Raw genomic sequence first — 15,662 nt, 5'->3', positions numbered from 1 at the left:
TCAGGATTCGGATCACCGTTTGACGTAATGCGATCAACGTCTCCCTACCGTCGTAACTCAGTCCGACGGAAGGAAGACGATGACGCTCCGGCCATGGACAGCCGGCCGCGCCGGGCGCCTGCCCGTCGCCCGGCTTCGGGTCGTCGGCTGGGGCCTCTACGCGGCCTACGCGGTGCTGCTCGCCACTTTGACGACGTTGTCCACGCACCGTGTCTGGGGTGCGGCCGCGGCCGTCGGGTACGGGCTCGCCGCGCTCCTGGCCGCGGGCCGCGCGCGTCTTCCTCGGTGGGTGCCCGGTGCGGTGGCCGCCCTCGGCTCGACGGTGGTTCCGCTCGTGCTGCTCGGCACCGGCCGCGCCCAGTCCGAGGTACGCGTCGTGGAGGACGCGGCCGCGCAGCTGCTGCGCACCGGCAGCCCCTATGTCCCCGAGCCCGGCCAACTGTCCGAGTACAACCCGTACCTGCCCGGGATGACGGTCTTCGGCCTGCCCCGCGCGCTCTTCGGCGACGCGGCGTGGACGGACGCCCGCTGGTGGTTCGCCGCGGGCTTCACCGCCGCGGCGTTCGCCGCGGTCCGCGTGATGCGGACGCCCGTGCCGGGTCACCCGGGAGCGCAGGGCGAGCCTCTCGGCCGCCCGACCGGCTCGTTACCGGTCCTCCTGCACCTGCTCGCCTGTCCGGTGGTCGCCCTGCCGCTGGCCGTCGGAGGCATCGACCTTCCGGTGGTCGGGCTGATCTGCCTGGGGCTGGCCCACGCGGGGCGGGCGCAGGCCGGGCGCGCCGGGGTGTTTCTGGGGCTCGCCGCCGTGCTGAAGTGGACCGCCTGGCCCGCGGTCCCCGTGGCCGTCGCCCTGCTCGCAGCGGGTGCGGTACTCCGGCGGCGCACCGCGCTTCCCGGTGCCGACGCCCCTCCGGGCGGCCCCGGAGAACGCGACGGAACGAGCGCCGTACTGCGCTGCCTGGCGGCAACGACGGCCATCGCGGCCGCGGGGGTACTGCCCGTCGCGGTCGCCGACGGGGCGGCGCTCTTCCGGCACGCGGTGCTCTTCCCGCTCGGTATGACGGATGTCCCCTCACCCGCGACCAGCCCGCTGCCGGGCCGTCTTCTCGCCTCCGCCTCGCCCGTGGGCGCGACCGTCGCTCTGGTGGTCCTCGCGGTGGCCGCGCTCATGATGGCCGCTTCCCTGGTCGTCCGCCCGCCGCTCACCGCCTCGGCCGCGGCCGCACGGCTCGCTCTGGGGCTCTCGCTCGCCTTCTGCCTCGCCCCCGCGACCCGCTTCGGCTACTTCGTCTACCCCTGGGTGCTGCTCATGTGCTGCCGTCCCGGTCGCCGGGAGGACCGGCGCGCCTCCCTCCCCGTTCTCCGGGGACCCCGCGCCGCACGGCCGAGCCACGGCCCCGACCTGCCCGCCACCGTTCGCGTCTGACCACAGGAGATCACGTGTCCGCGGATACCTCACGAAACCTTCGGAGTGCCGGAACGCAGGTGGGCACGGTCCGGGACCGGCCGCACGGCCTTGGTACGGCCGGGAGCCGCCGTACCTCGGGGCGGCGCCCGTTCCGGCTGGCCTGCACCGCCGGGGTGCTGCGTCGTCTCGGGGGCCGGGTGTCCTTCGTGGAGGGGGAACTGGCCGGGCTGGCAGCCGTGGTGCGCGCGGGCGACATCTGTCTCGACGTGGGCGCCGAGTACGGGCTGTACACGTACCCGCTCGCCGACCTGGTCGGGCGGGGCGGCACGGTGCACAGCTTCGAACCGCTGCCAGGAGCGTTCAGGGTGCTGTCCGCGGGCAGCACGCTGCTCGGCTGCCGGGGCACGGTCCGCCGGCACCGGTTCGCTCTCGGCTCGCGTACCGAGCACGCCGAGATGAGCCTGCCCGTGCGCCGCGGTCTCCCGGTCCACGGCCGGGCGTTCGTCACCTCCGGCGCCCAAGGGCTCGGCCCCAACGACGAGTTCGCCCGGGAACGCCGGCTTCCTGTCCGGGTCACCACGGTCGACGCTCTGCGGTCCGGCGGCCGGTTGGGCCGGGTGGACTTCATCAAGGCGGATGTGGAGGGTGCCGAGCCCGCTGTGCTGCTGGGCGCGGCCCGGACGCTGCGCAGGGACCGGCCCGCCGTTCTCCTGGAGATCGAGGAACGCCATCTGGCCAAGTACGGGTGGACCGCGCAAGGCGTCGTCGACCGGATGGAGCGGGAGGGCTATCGCATGTACGCATGGCGGGACGCACGTTGGCGCCCTGCCCTCCGCGTCACCGACGAGGGGCGCAACTACCTGTTCGTCACCGGCCGGTCGGGGGAGTGAGCGCCGTGCCCCGAACTCTGGTCGTCACCAACGACTTCCCGCCCCGGCAAGGCGGCATCGAGACCTTCGTGTACCAGGTCACCCGCCGTTTCCCCGCGGACGAAGTGGTCGTGTACACCTCCGCCACCCCGGGAAGCGCGGAGTTCGACGCCGCGCAGCCCTTCCCCGTGATACGGGACTCCGCCCGCACCCTGCTTCCCACACCACGCGTCTCGGCGCGGGCGGAGGAACTGCTCCGCACCCATGGCTGCACCCGCGTCTGGTTCGGGGCCGCGGCTCCGCTCGGTCTGATGGCGCCGCGACTGCGCCGCGCCGGGGCGGAGCGCATCGTCGCCACCACGCACGGCCACGAACTGTGGTGGGCGAAGGTGCCGATCGCCCGCGGGCTGCTGCGCCGCATCGCCGAAGGCTCCGACACGATGACGTGCCTGGGCGAGTACACCCGGACGAGGATCGCCCGAGCCGTCGGGCCCCGGGGCGCGGGCAGACTGGCCCGGCTGACTCCGGGAGTGGACCACGAGAGGTTCCGGCCCGGCTCCGACGGTGGGGCGGTGCGCCGGGAGTTCGGTCTGGGCGACGACCCCGTCGTGGTGTGCGTAGCACGGCTGAAGCCGAGGAAGGGACAGGACACGCTGATCCGCGCCCTGCCGGCGGTGCGCCGCGCGGTGCCCGGAACGCGCCTGCTCGTCGTCGGTTCCGGATCCGACGCCCGCCGACTGCGGGCCCTGGCCCGCCGGGAAGGTGTCGAGGATGCCGTCGTCTTCACCGGCGGACGGCCTCACGACCTGATTCCGCCGTTGTACGCGGCGGCCGATGTCTTCGCCATGCCCTGCCGTACCCGGCGGCTCGGCCTCGAGGTCGAAGGACTGGGCATCGTCTTCCTCGAGGCGGCTGCCGCCGGGCTCCCCGTGGTCGTCGGGGATTCGGGAGGTGCTCCGGACACGGTCCGGGACGGTGAGACGGGGCATGTGGTCGACGGCACGAGCACCGAGGACGTGGCCGCTCGTCTGACCGGTTTACTCCTCGACCGGGAGGAGGCACGCGCGTTGGGCGAGAAAGGGCGTGCCTGGGTGCACCGGGAATGGAGTTGGGACCGTTCCTACAAGACGCTGGCCGGCCTTCTGTCGCAGGACCGGTGAACGGTCATCTGTCGCGTCTCGCCTGGCTGTCGGAGAGCCATTTCGCCACGATCCCGGCGCGGCTGCGCACACCGTACTTGTCGAACATCCTCTGTATGTGCGCCTCCACCGTCTTCGGCGACATGCGGAGCGTGCGGGCGATCTCTTTCCCTGACAGCCCTTCGGCGACGAGCGAGACTATCTCCGTCTGCCGCGGGCTCAGCCGCATCTGGTCGCTCCGGGCCGGCCGAACGGCGCCCGGGTGTGGATGGTCTTCTGCGCGGTTCGTCTCCTGTCGGCACGTGCTGGTGTGGCTACGAATCACCTAACGGCTCGCTTTCGTGGGGGAAGCTGTCGCTGGTGCCCGAATCGGGCACCAGCGTCGTGCAGTGGTTCGCCATCAAGATCATGCATCAAGCCGGCGGCCCGCCACCCCCGGACTTACCCCCAGTATTACCCCAGTAGCGGGGTGTTTTGTCCGCTTTCCAGAGTGGTCATTGCGGCCCTTGACGGCCCTTAATATCGATTGCGCCATATGTTCGGATATGTTGGGATAGGAGTGGTTAATTTCATTACGCACTGACTGTTATCGGTTCCTTGTCGCCGACAGGTGGCAAGAGGGGGAGGTACGGATTGATTCTGGGCACGGGGGTAACGGGGCGTGCGGACGAGCAGCGACTGGTGCGTACGGCAATCCAGCAGGTTCACGAGGGTCAGGGAAGAGCCCTGGTTTTCGAAGGCCCCATGGGAGTGGGCAGAACCGTCCTGCTCGGTCTGGTGAGGAAGGAGGCCGCCGACGCGGGGATGCGCGTGCTGGACGCCCGGGGCACGGCCATGGAGAGCGACTTCTGCTTCGGCGTCGTCCGTCAGCTCTTCGAACCCTGGTACGCGTCCGTCGACGGCCCCGAGCGCGCCCGGGCGCTGGCCGGCCCCGCGGGGTACGCCTGTTCCCTGTTCGACTTCGCCGGGCCCAGAACCGCCGAGCCGGGCACCGGCCCGGACGCACAGCCGCGGACCATACGCGCGCTGCACTGGCTGTCCGTCCAACTCGCCGCGGACCGCCCCCTCGTCCTGCTGGTCGACGACCTCCACTGGTCCGACGAGCAGTCCCTGCGGTTCTTCTCCTACCTCACCAACCGGATGGACCAGCACCGCATCCTGCTGGTGGCGTCCGCCCGAGCGGGACACGGACCCCACGCTCCCGCCCTTCTGCCGACCCTGTCCGCATCGCCGCTCACCACCACGGTGGTCCTCAACCCCCTCGGCACGGACCAGGTCCGCACCATGGCCACGAACGCCCTGGGGGAGGCCCCGGACGACGACTTCGTCGCGGCGTGTCTGCACCTCACCGGCGGCCTCCCCCTGTTGCTCCGCGAGCTGCTGACCGAGGCCGAGGCCCAGGGCATACGGCCGCGCGCTGCCGACGTTCCCGCCCTCCGCGCCCTCGAACCACCGGGCGTCTCCCGCCTGGTCGGGGCGGAGCTGGCGACACTGCCCCACACGGCGGTCCGATTAGCCCACGCCATGTCGGTGCTCACCGAGGCGGTCCGCGCCGATGCCGGTGCGGTCTGCGGCCTCGACACGGCGGGTACGGATGCCGCGGTCGAGGCGCTGGAGTCGGCCGGCATCCTGGTCTCCCGCACCTCGCTGGCCTTCACCGCACCACTGATCCGCGCGGCCGTCTACCGGCACATGCCGGATTCCGACCGGCGGAGGGCACACGGCAGCGCCGCGCGGATCCTCGCCGAACGCACCGGGGACCTCGGCACCGTCGTCGAGCACCTCCTGCACACACGTCCCGCCGCCGACCCCTGGGTGGCGACGGCACTGTGGGGAGCCGGCCGGGACGCGTTCCGGGCCGGGGACGTGCACGGTGCGGTGCCGCTGCTGCGGCGCGCACTCGCCGAGCCGGTCCCGCAGGAGTCACGAGGACTGCTGCTGGCCGAACTCGGAGCGGCGGAGCTGCGGGCCCGCGAGACCCCGGCACCCGCCACTCTGGCGCGGGCCCTCGCCGTGGCGCCTCCTGAACACCGGTTCCGGGTCGGTCTCGACGCGGCCAACGCGCTGGCACTGTCCGGCCGGCACGCCCATGCGCTGTCCGTGCTGGACGCGCTGCGCAAGGACGGCCGGGCCGCGGGGACACCGCGCGCCTGGGACGCCCCGGGAACCGCCGTCAACGCGGAGGAGGCCCAGGCCGTCGTGGACGCGGCCCTGGTGACGGTCACCGGAGCGGCGTCCTGGACCCGGCCCCTCTCGCACGTCTACGCCGCGGAGTTCTCCCGCGCCGCGTCCGACTCCCGCCCCGGGGCGAGCCGGCAGATCCTGCGCGTGCAGCTGGCGCTGGACGAGCTCGCCCAAGGCGTGCCCGCGAACCGGGTCGCCGAACGGATCCTGCGGGACACCGACCCCCTGGCGCTGGTCGGCGACCACGACAGCGAGGCACAGCCAGGCACCCTGGCGGCATGGGTCCTGGCCCTGTGCGACCGGCTCGTGGAGGCGGACGACCTTCTGGTCGACACCGCCCGTCAAGCCAGAGGAAACACCCTGATCCTCGCCGGGCACGCGACCACCGCACTGCGTTCCCTCGTCCTCTACGGACGGGGCGAGCTGGAGCAGGCCGAGCGCTCGGCGGAGGCCGCGCTGGAGGCCACCGGGCCCGGCCTGCTGGGCGGCGCGACCCGCCCCCTCGCCCTCGCCACCCTGCTGCACTGCCTGCTGGACCGCGGCGACGCCGACGCGGCCGAGGACGCGCTCACCACGTTCGGATACGCCTCGTCGGTCCAGGACACCCCCGTCTTCGACGCGCTGCTCGACGCCCGAGGACGGCTGCACCTCGCCCGCGGCCGGTCCTGGGAAGGGCTGTACGACTTACTGGACGGCCGCCGCGGCACTCGAGAGAACAGCCGACTGGGACGAGCGGCCCTCCCGTGCTGGCCGCTCGGGGCCCTGGAACTCGCCAGACTGGGCAGATCCGAGACCGCCCGCAATCTCGCGGAACGGGAGGTCGAGCGGGCGGAGGCCTTCGGGGCCGACCGGCCCACCGCGGTCGCCCTGCGCACGCTCGGGCTGCTGGAGGAGGGCGACACCGGGCTCGCGCACCTCTTCCGCGCGGCCGAGTTGCTGGAGGACTCGCCGGCGCGGCTGGAGCGGGCGATCACACACGTGGAGTTGGGTGCGGCCCTGTGCCGCACGGGTCAACGCGCCGCAGCCCGGCGGCATCTGTCCCTGGGACGGGAACTCGCCGAGGAGTGCGGTGCCTTGCAGCTGTCCCGGCGGGCGGAGGCCGAGAGCCGTGCCGCCGGCCTGCAGGCCCGGACGACCAGGCGGAGCAAGGGGGACCTGACACCGAGCGAGATCAGGGTGGCGCGGATGGCGGCCGACGGCATGCGCAATCAGGAGATAGCCCAGCACTTCTTCATCACCGTCAAGACGGTCGAATGGCACCTGACCCAGGTCTACCGCAAGCTCGGCATCACCTCGCGCGCCGGTCTGAGCGCGGCCCTGCCCCCGACGGGCACCTGAAGGGTGTCCGCCTCGGGACAGGGCAGTCGGGACGGGCAGTCGGGAAGAGCCGTCGGGACCGGGCAATCGGGGCGGGAACCGGCGGCGTGACCGCGCCGCGGCGCGCAGCCCGGGGTCAGCGCACCGGGGGTCGGCGGAATCCCCGCACCGCCGCGCAGGCCGCCAGCACCGTCACGGCCAGGCTCGTCGCCAGGGCGGCCGCGACCTCCCGGCCCGCCGGCAGTCCCAGCGCCAGCGCGCGCGAGGCGTCCACGGCGTACGTCAACGGGTTGACGGCCGCCACCGCGCGCAGCCACGCGGGCAGACCATCAAGTGGGGCGAAGGCGCTGGAGGCGAACATCAGCGGGAAGGTGACCATGGCGCTGATGCCCTGCACCGCCTCCATGCTGCGCAGCCAGGCGGCAAGCGCGAGGAACACCCAGATCAGGGACCAGGTCACCAGGGCCGCCAGCCCCACGGCGCAGGCCACCCCGAGCGCGCCCCCGGCCGGTGCGAACCCGGAGAAGGCGACGGACGCCCCGACCAGCACGACGAGTTGGGCCGCGGTACGCGCCAGGTCGGCGAGACCGCGTGCCACCAGCAGGCTGGACATGCTGATGGGCAGCGAACGCAGCCGGGTCATCATGCCGTTCTCCATGTCCCGGCTGAACACCGCCCCCGCACCGGCGGCGGAGCTGACACCGCTGGTCACCAGGATCGCCGGCAGCAGGTAGTCCAGGTAGGAGACGCCGGCGGGCAGGATCGAGCGGTCCACCATGCTCCCGAAGACCTGGCTGAGCACCAGCAGGAACACGATGGGCTGCAGCATGCGGATCACCACCACGCGCCGGTCCGACAACTCGGCCCGGATCGCACGTGACGTCAGCACCCGGACCTGCGTGGGAAAGCGGCTGCCCAGCCAGCCGGCGGGGGCCAGCCTGCCGGTGTCGGCGACGTCGCGGTGCGTGGACGTACTGGCTAGGGTCACTTCGCCGCCCTCCCGTCGGCCCGCTCCCGCGGAACCTCGCGGGCGAACGCCAGATAGACATCGTCGAGCGTCGGCTCGTTCACGGTCAGACGGGCACAGGACACCCCCGCGGTGTCCAGCGTCCGTACCACCAGGGCGACCTCGGCCGGGGACGCGATCGGAGTGCTCAGCAGGGCGTCTCCGGGTTCCCAGTGAGGGGACAGCCCGCTCTCCCGCAGGGCACGCAGCGCCTGTGCGTGCCGTGTCGGATCGGTCAGAGCGACCTGGACGGCATGGGTGCCGATCTGCGCCTTCAGGGCGGCCGCGGTACCCGAGGCCACGATGCGCCCGCCGGAGAGCACGGTGATCCGGTCGGCGAGACGGTCGGCCTCCTCCAGGTACTGCGTGGTGAGCAGGAAGGCGGTTCCCTCCCGGGCCAGCCTGCGGACGATCTCCCACAGCATCAGCCGGCTCGACGGGTCGAGCCCCGTGGTCGGCTCGTCCAGGAAGACCACCTGCGGGTGGCCGATGAGACAGGCGGCCAGGTCGAGACGCCGGCGCATACCGCCGGAGTACGTGCGGGCCGGCCGCCCGGCCGCTTCGGACAGGCCGAACATCTCCAGCAGCTCCCGGGCCCGGTCCCGGGCCGCCCGGCGTCCCGCGCCGAGCAACCGGGCGATCAGCACCAGGTTCGCCGTCCCGGACAGCCGGCCGTCCAGCGCGGTGAACTGGCCGGTGACCCCGATCCTGCGCCGCACCTCGGCACCCTGTCGGCCCACGTCGTAGCCCGCCACCGTCGCCGCGCCCTGCGAGGCGGGGAGAACCGTGGTCAGGATGTCCACCAGCGTCGTCTTGCCCGCGCCGTTGTGCCCGAGCAGCGCCATGATCTCGCCCCGGTCGACCCGCAGGCTCACTTCCCGCAGGGCGTCGACGCGGCCGAACGAGCGGCTGATGGACCGGGCCGTGATCGCTGCCGTGTCCGGGACATCACCACGGACCCTGCCGCGCTCGCGGGTCGCTTCACGCCCCGGCATACGGCGCGAGATCCATTCCCGGGTACAGCTCGGCGGTGCGACCGAGGATGTCCTCGGTCCAGTACGGATCGCCGGGGGCGGGAAAGCCGAGCAGGGAGCGCTGCCGGGGCGTCGCCGACTCCATGAACTCCCGCACCGCCGGCCCGTTGGGAGAGGCGGGCGAACCGGACCAGGTCTGCGTGTCGAGCCAGCCCGAGGCGGTGCTGTGGTAGTTCACGAAGTGCGCGAAACGGTGGGCCCCGGGAGCATGAAGGGCGCTGCCGCGGTGGACCGTCCGCCCGGTGAAGAGCAGCAGCGATCCGGCTGCCGCGGTGACCGGCTCCTGCGCGGCGTAGAGCTGCGGGAACTCGGCGGGGTCGTAGGCGGAGTAGCCGGTCGTCGACAGCAGAGGGACGTCCTCGCTGTGCTTGCGGTGCACGACGTGGGTCGGCGCGTGGTCGGCGTGGACGTCGGTGTAGTACACGATTCCCACGACGCGGCCGAACGCCCCGTCGGACCGGGGCGGCACCAGGGTGTTGCGGCCCCAGGCGTCGTTGTGCAGCCGCTGGTCCTTCGACGGGGAGAGATCGGGACCGTACTTCGCCTGGAGAATGGAGTCGCCGAGCCGGATGTCCGGTGTCCCGAGCACGCGCTCCACGAAGTCGATGATGTCGGGATGCGTGGCCACGTGATTCAGCGTCGGCCCGGCGAAGGGGAAGCCCGCGGATTTGCGCAGTGTGGTGAAACGCTCCGGCTGCGCGGACATCTCTTCACCCGTCGGGAAATACCGTAGAACTTCCTGGCGGCAGCGTTCGAGTTCTTCCTTCTGCAGGAAATCCGGCACCAGGACATACCCGTCGGTAAAGAAGCGGTCGAAATACTCGTCGCCGATTCGCATGTTCACCTTCCGAGTGCGCGGCCCGCCGGACGTGAAGGAGCCGCCAGGCTTGGAGTTGACAATTCGCCACGTTAACACCGGGACCACGGCGGATGAGTGTAGGTAATTTTCCTTAGGTGATACCCCGTAGGGCAAATAAACGAATGGTGGCCGGGCTCGACATCCGGCATCGTTCTTCTCGGCACCACGGAGGGCACCGCAACGGGACGAGAGTTACTCGCATTCCGCACCCGGATTTTCTCCGTCATGCCATTTCCGGTAACTCGAAGAGAAGGAGGTGTCAACCATGCAGCAGCACGAGGAGAACCTGACCGACTCGGACATCGAGTTCGTCGGCGCCCTTGAGGACGTCACGGCTGGCTGGTCCGGTCCGACCGACGACTTCATCGACGGTGACTGGAACCCGTGATCGACCCTGTCCGCCGGGTCCGAGGGCCTGAGGGCCTGAGGGTCTGACCGGCGGACAACCAGAACAGATGTGGCCGCCCCTTTCCAGAGGCGGCCACATCTGCTTGACGCCCACGCGGTAGCCCGGGGCTCATGGCACGCCAAGCCCGGTTCCGCCCCACAAGATCCGAGGTGACCATGTCGTCGCTGGCCCCGCCACTCGTCCGACCCGTCAGGCCCGGTCACCGCACCGAGAGCCGCCGGGACCTGAGGGACAGGCTGCGCCGCTCCGTACTCGGCGACGTCCCCGTCCATCCGTCGATCCCCGTTCGGGACGCGGAGCTTCCCGCGGCGACGCTCGCCTGTCTGCGGATGGGCCGTACCTTCCGCACCCGTGGACTCGCCGCCGCCCTGCCTCTGCTGCCCGCGACCGTCAACGGCCCGCAGGAGCGCAACCGGTGCGACGAGATCACCGCGTTCTACGCGCGCGAGGCCGCCTGGCGCGTGCTCGGGCTGGCCCGGACTCTCGGCCGACGAGGGCTGTGCCTGCACGAATCGCTCGGCGTCTGCGCCGCACTGCGCCGGCTCGGCTTCCCCGCCGAGGTGGTCATCGGCTACCCGGTCATCGAAGTGGCCGACGGAACCGACGAACTGCACGCCTGGCCGGTGCTCGGCTCACTGCCCCTCACCGGCCGACCGGGCGGCCGGCCGCTCAACTACGTGGAACTGCAGCGCTACCCCGAGGAGGCCGCACCGTGCTGCTGACCGCCTTCGGTATGGAGGGCGCCATACGATTCCCCCGCTCGCGCGGAGTTCCCGTCGCGAGGACGAGCGGGACCGAGACGGCCGACGACCGGCCGGGAGCCGCCGGCCCCGACCGGCTCCACCAGGGACCCGTCGAGGAGGCCGGGGCCCCGCTGGACGCGGCAGCCCAGGAGGACGCCGCCCGCACCGTGATCACGGGCTGGATCGATCTGACATCGCTGCCGGGGCAGCCTGTCGAGGGGCCCGGCGGCGGGCTCGCCGCGATCCAGCGACTCCTCGACGAGCGAGGTGCGGCCGCGGTCCGCTCCCTGCGCGGGGACTTCGTCATCGCACACGTCTCACCCGATGCCACCACGCTGCGTCTCTACCGTGCCGTCAACGCGCTGATCCCGGTGTTCTGGCAGCACCGGGAGGGCAGCTTCCGCTGGGCCGTGGACCCGCGCCGGCTGCTGGACGGCCCGCCCCGCCTCTCCGACGTGGACACCGATGTGCTGCCCATGGTGATCGCGGAGCGGGGCATGCCCCACGACCGGTCGTGGTTCTCCGGCGTGCACCGGGTGTCCACCGGTCACTGCGTCACCGTGGCGGGCGCGGCGGCACCCCGGGTCGAGCGCTTCGACGAGTTCCGTCCGTCCGCCGACGTCCCCCGCACGGTCGACGAGGCTGCCGAGGGGGTGCGTACGCGGCTGTCCGCCGCCTGTGCCCGCATGCTCTCCGGTGAGCGGTCGGCGGTCGTCATGCTCAGCGGTGGGATCGACTCCGCCGCCGTGGCGTACGAGGCCGGGCTGCTGGCCGACACGGTCGGCCTGCACTACACACTCGAAGGTTTCCCCGGGTTCGCGGACGACCGGGACAGCGCCGAGGCCGTGGCCCGCGCCTGCGGGCTGACCTGGATGCCCCGCGACATGTCCAAGCACACCGCGCCCGGCGGTGACTACATCCGACCCGCACAGGGCGGAGCCCTGCCCCAGACGCACGTACCGCTTCAGGGCGTCACCGCGGCCGTCGAGCAGGCCGAGGCCAACGGCGCCCGGTTCGTGCTCTCGGGTCTGCTGGCCGACCAGACCTTCGCCCACGACCTCAATCGCGGCCTGTTCGAAGTGGGCGGCCTGGCCCTGCTCGACCCGCGCGTCGCCGGGGAACCCATCTGGCAGACCCTCGCGACCGCCGCCGCGTCCACGTTCTCCGGAAACGGCAAGGGGCCGGGCTTTCTGGGCACCGCCCGGCACCTGTACCGGGTCGCGACCGGAGACCCCACGACAGCCCTCCCGGACCGCGACACCATCGTGCATCCCGTCGGCTTCACCGACGCGGCCGGCGACCGGGTGACCCAGGCGATACGGCACGCCGCCGACCGCGCGCGGGACAGCCTGCAGGGCACGATACGGCGCAACGGCTGGTCCCGGCGCTCCCTGCCCCAGGGGATCACCTCGCTGTTCATGCTCTCCGAGTCCTTCAACACCACCAACCTCCAAGCGGCCTGGCTCAACCACTGCCTGCCCAAACGCCGCTTCTTCAGCACCCCCTTCGCCGACCGGGACCTCATCGAGTACGCGCTCAGCCTGCCCGCCCGGCACCGGCTCGGGTTCGGGCACGGCATGACCGTCGACAAGTTCGCCCTGCGGCTGGCCTACGCGGATCGCGGTGCGCCCACGGCCAGGGGCCACCGGATGCAGCAGGCCCGCATCGACTCCATTCCGGCGCTCTACGTGAACCAGAACTTCGAGACGGTGACCTCGCTGCTCAACCGCGACGCGCTCCTCGTCGAACTCGGCGTGCTCAGCCCCGGTTTCGTCGACGCCCTCAGCCGCGGTCGGCTGCATCGCAACGGTGAGGAACTGGCGCGGCTGTGCGTGATCGAACAATGGCTGGAGGGACTGTGCTGACAACCCAGGGATACGTCCGCCTGGCCGATCACGTGGTCTTCCGCGAACTCCCCTTCTGCGGCGTGCTGTTGGACAGGCGCAGATGCGAGGTCTACCGGCTCTCCCAGCGCGCCGCGGCGGCCCTGCGCATGGCTTTGGAGGGCGGGCACGCCCAGAGCCCGTACGCGTCGCTGCTCGGCGCCCCGGAGCCGGAGCACCACGGAGCACTCCAGCGGAAGCTCGTCCAGGGACTCCAGCAGCGCGGCATGCTCACCCGAATCTCTCCCGGGCGGGGAGCCGACGAGCACAGCCCGTCCGAGGAAGATCCGGATGGCGGGTGAACCGGGTGGTGCGGCACCGCAGCGGCTGCATCAGAACCTCGCATGGCTCGGCCACCACCTGCCCCGGTTCACCCCCGACCCCGGGCAGGAGGAGCGCTCCCGCTTCAAGCCGCTCACCGAACTCGCCGTCATCCACGCCTCTCTGACAGCGTGGGGGGCGGCCGCCGGTGACGACACGGTCGGCGCCGCTCTCGACCGCTGGCGCGAGCTGCTCACCGAGGCGTGTACCGACGGGGTGGTGCCCCGCGCGGCCCGCGACAGGCCTGCCGACGGGCTGTACGTGATGCAGCCCTACCTGTGGCTGCGCAGCACCGGATACCGTTCCGACGCCTGTGAGGACGTCCTTCGCTTTCTGCAGCGGGACGGGCACCGGCCGCAGTCGGCGGGTGTGCTCTACTCCCTGCGGAAGGCGGGATACATCCGGCGGGAGATCGACTGGGCCCGACTGTGCCGGGAGGTCCTGGGCCGGTCCTACACCCCGGCCGCACTCGACCACGACGCCTACCGGATCACCCACGCCGTCTTCTACGCCACCGACATGGGCGGCGCGCGGCCGGCCCTCGGCGACGAGGAGACCCACCGTCTTGCCGCACTGCTGCGACGCGTCGCCGAGCGGGCGGACACCGGCGGCCGCTGGGACCTGCTGACCGAAGCCCTGGTGGCGCTGTCCTTCCTGGGCGCCGCGCCGACGACCGGCGACGAGTCCGCCCTCCAGCGGCTGGCGGCCGCCCACAGGCCCGACGGCGCCGTGCCGCTGGACGCGCGGGCGGCGCGGGAGCTGCCGACGGAGCCCGACGAGGACTCACGTCGTGCCGTCTTCGGCCGCTGCTATCACAGCACCCTCGTCCACGTGCTGCTGGGCGCCCATCGCGCCTCGTCGCTCCCCGAAGGAAAGGTGATGCCGAGTGTCCGTTGAAGCGCAGACCGGCGCGGGCCGCCCGGACGCGGACGTCGTCGTGGTGGGCGGCGGCCCGGTGGGCCTGATGCTCGCCTGTGAACTGCTGACGGCCGGGGCCACGGTCGAGGTGCTCGAGCGCGCGCCCGACTTCGACTCCCGGTTACGGGCCCCTGGGATCACGGTCCGCACCATCGAGGCCCTGGACCGGCGCGGACTGCTCGACCCGCTCATGGAGGCCATGGCCGAGGCCGAACCCGCCTTCCGCCCGGCCCGGGGCCCCGACGGCGCAGCGCCCGCGTCCCTGCCGATCCGTCCCGGGGTGCTGGAGGCCGTCCTCCACGACCGGGCGGTCGCTCTCGGGGCGCGGATCCGCCGCCGGCACTCCGTGACCGGCGTCGCACAGGACACGACAGGCGCCGAGGTCACGGTCAGTACCCCCGATGAAGGGACCGTCCGCGTTCGCGGGCGGTACGTCGTCGGCTGCGACGGCGGCCGCAGCACCGTACGCAAGGCGCTGGACATCCCGTTTCCCGGAGAGGGCCCCAGCCTCACCGGTCACCAAGCCGTCGTCACCGTCGGCCCGCCAGGCCTGCTCGAACGCGGCTGGCACCGTACCGAACGAGGCGTCGCCGCCTACGCCATGGCCCCCAGCCGTATCGTCAGCATCGAGTTCGACGCCCCTCCACCCGCCGCGGACGCCCCGGTCACCCTGGCCGAGGTCCAAGCAGGCCTCCGCCGGGTCAGCGGCACCGAGGTCACCCTGTCCGACCCCCGTTCGCTGACCCGGTTCTCCGGGAGTTGCCGCGTGGCGGAGCGGTACCGGGTGGGCCGGGTCCTGCTGGCCGGGGACGCCGCCCACGTCCACCCGCCCTTCGGCGGACAGGGGCTCAACCTGGGGCTCCAGGACGCGGTGAACCTCGGGTGGAAGCTCGCGGCCACCGCGCTGGGCACCGCCCCGCCCGGTCTGCTCGACACGTACCACGACGAACGCCACCCGGTCGGTGTCCGCGTCGTCCGCAACGCCCGGGCCGCCACCGAACTGCTGCGTCCGGGAGAGCGGCAGACCCCGCTGTTCGAGCTGTTCTTCGACGAACTCCTCGTTGACGCGTCCGTCAAACGCCGTCTGCACGAGGTCTATTCGATGGCCGATGTGCGCTATCGCCCCGAGGACGACGAGGACGTGCACCCGCTGGTGGGCACCGCGGCCCCGGACCTTCCGCTGGAGATCGGCGGCCGGCGTGCGCGGCAGGCAGCCCTGCACCGCAGCGGTCGAGCCGTCCTGGTCCTCCTGTCCGACCGGCCGGCCCTGCGCCGCGCCGCCGAGCCGTGGAAGGCCGCCGTGGACGTCGTCACCGCCCACAGCGACGAGTCCCCCGACGGCCTGGACGCCCTCCTGATCCGGCCCGACGGCTACATCGCCTGGGCCTGTGGCCCCGAAGAACCGGACAGCCCCGAGCAGTTCCGCACCGCCCTCGAACGCTGGTTCGGCAGGTGAGGTCTCCCCGGGACAGGGGGAGCGGTGAGATCACGTGAAGCAGCCGGACCCGCACGCCTTCGGGCGGAGGCGGGTCCGGCTGCTTCACGGGCGCCGGAACACCGGGCCGTGTGGTC

14 protein-coding genes are annotated in these 15,662 nt (G+C 72.2%); 10 read left to right on the top strand and 4 right to left on the bottom strand.

Features of this window, described 5'->3' with window-relative positions:
- Positions 1-79 precede the first annotated feature (79 nt).
- The 3 genes from ABD932_RS07190 to ABD932_RS07180 are packed head-to-tail and all read left to right on the top strand — an operon-like array spanning position 80 to position 3,437.
- The gene (locus ABD932_RS07190; RefSeq protein ID WP_345009779.1) at positions 80-1,426 is read left to right on the top strand and encodes a hypothetical protein; all 1,347 of its coding nucleotides are present in this window, start codon (positions 80-82) and stop codon (positions 1,424-1,426) included.
- A gap of 59 nt (positions 1,427-1,485) precedes the next feature.
- Positions 1,486-2,298 (top strand): FkbM family methyltransferase, encoded by an 813-nt coding sequence (locus ABD932_RS07185; RefSeq protein WP_345009777.1) that lies wholly within the window; start codon positions 1,486-1,488, stop codon positions 2,296-2,298.
- A 5-nt stretch (positions 2,299-2,303) separates the two neighbouring features.
- Entirely contained in the window at positions 2,304-3,437 is a 1,134-nt protein-coding gene (locus tag ABD932_RS07180; RefSeq protein WP_345009776.1) for a glycosyltransferase family 4 protein, read from the top strand.
- Between the two features lie 4 nt (positions 3,438-3,441).
- On the opposite strand, the gene ABD932_RS07175 is transcribed toward ABD932_RS07180, so the two are convergent.
- The gene (locus ABD932_RS07175; protein WP_250090040.1) at positions 3,442-3,645 is read right to left on the bottom strand and encodes a response regulator transcription factor; all 204 of its coding nucleotides are present in this window, start codon (positions 3,643-3,645) and stop codon (positions 3,442-3,444) included.
- A 368-nt stretch (positions 3,646-4,013) separates the two neighbouring features.
- Here ABD932_RS07175 and ABD932_RS07170 point away from each other — a divergent pair, with 368 nt between their 5' ends.
- Positions 4,014-6,938: a helix-turn-helix transcriptional regulator gene (locus ABD932_RS07170; protein WP_345009772.1), complete on the top strand. Its 2,925-nt coding sequence runs from the start codon at positions 4,014-4,016 to the stop codon at positions 6,936-6,938.
- A gap of 115 nt (positions 6,939-7,053) precedes the next feature.
- Here ABD932_RS07170 and ABD932_RS07165 read toward each other — a convergent pair whose 3' ends face one another.
- From ABD932_RS07165 to ABD932_RS07155, 3 genes are read right to left on the bottom strand one after another with little or no spacing between them, the layout of a single operon-like run.
- Positions 7,054-7,905, bottom strand: a complete 852-nt coding sequence (locus ABD932_RS07165; protein WP_345009770.1) for an ABC transporter permease — start codon at positions 7,903-7,905, stop codon at positions 7,054-7,056.
- A complete protein-coding gene (locus tag ABD932_RS07160; protein ID WP_345009768.1) occupies positions 7,902-8,918 on the bottom strand; it encodes an ATP-binding cassette domain-containing protein in 1,017 nt (338 codons plus the stop codon). The genes ABD932_RS07165 and ABD932_RS07160 overlap by 4 nt, the downstream gene beginning before the upstream one ends.
- Positions 8,905-9,795, bottom strand: a complete 891-nt coding sequence (locus ABD932_RS07155) for a phytanoyl-CoA dioxygenase family protein (protein WP_345010460.1) — start codon at positions 9,793-9,795, stop codon at positions 8,905-8,907. Before ABD932_RS07155 ends, ABD932_RS07160 begins: the two co-directional genes overlap by 14 nt.
- 286 nt (positions 9,796-10,081) lie before the next feature.
- On the opposite strand from ABD932_RS07155, the gene ABD932_RS07150 reads away from it, so the two are divergent.
- From ABD932_RS07150 to ABD932_RS07125, 6 genes are all read left to right on the top strand, one after another.
- Entirely contained in the window at positions 10,082-10,204 is a 123-nt protein-coding gene (locus ABD932_RS07150; RefSeq protein WP_284059813.1) for a hypothetical protein, read from the top strand.
- A gap of 131 nt (positions 10,205-10,335) precedes the next feature.
- Entirely contained in the window at positions 10,336-10,947 is a 612-nt protein-coding gene (locus ABD932_RS07145; RefSeq protein ID WP_345009765.1) for a lasso peptide biosynthesis protein, read from the top strand.
- Entirely contained in the window at positions 10,938-12,833 is a 1,896-nt protein-coding gene (locus tag ABD932_RS07140; protein WP_345009763.1) for an asparagine synthase-related protein, read from the top strand. Before ABD932_RS07145 ends, ABD932_RS07140 begins: the two co-directional genes overlap by 10 nt.
- Positions 12,827-13,153 (top strand): actinodefensin-associated protein B, encoded by a 327-nt coding sequence (adfB, locus tag ABD932_RS07135; RefSeq protein ID WP_345009761.1) that lies wholly within the window; start codon positions 12,827-12,829, stop codon positions 13,151-13,153. Before ABD932_RS07140 ends, adfB begins: the two co-directional genes overlap by 7 nt.
- Positions 13,143-14,069 carry a DUF6895 family protein gene (locus ABD932_RS07130; protein WP_345009759.1) on the top strand — a complete coding sequence of 309 codons (927 nt, stop codon included), beginning with the start codon at positions 13,143-13,145 and terminating at the stop codon, positions 14,067-14,069. Before adfB ends, ABD932_RS07130 begins: the two co-directional genes overlap by 11 nt.
- Positions 14,059-15,546 (top strand): FAD-dependent monooxygenase, encoded by a 1,488-nt coding sequence (locus tag ABD932_RS07125; protein WP_345009758.1) that lies wholly within the window; start codon positions 14,059-14,061, stop codon positions 15,544-15,546. The genes ABD932_RS07130 and ABD932_RS07125 overlap by 11 nt, the downstream gene beginning before the upstream one ends.
- Positions 15,547-15,662 lie beyond the last annotated feature (116 nt).

Source organism: Streptomyces shaanxiensis, assembly GCF_039537145.1.
GTDB classification, from domain to species: domain Bacteria; phylum Actinomycetota; class Actinomycetes; order Streptomycetales; family Streptomycetaceae; genus Streptomyces; species Streptomyces shaanxiensis.
The sequence above is the reverse complement of the archived record's forward strand: the minus strand, read 5'-3'. Positions and strand labels throughout refer to the sequence as shown.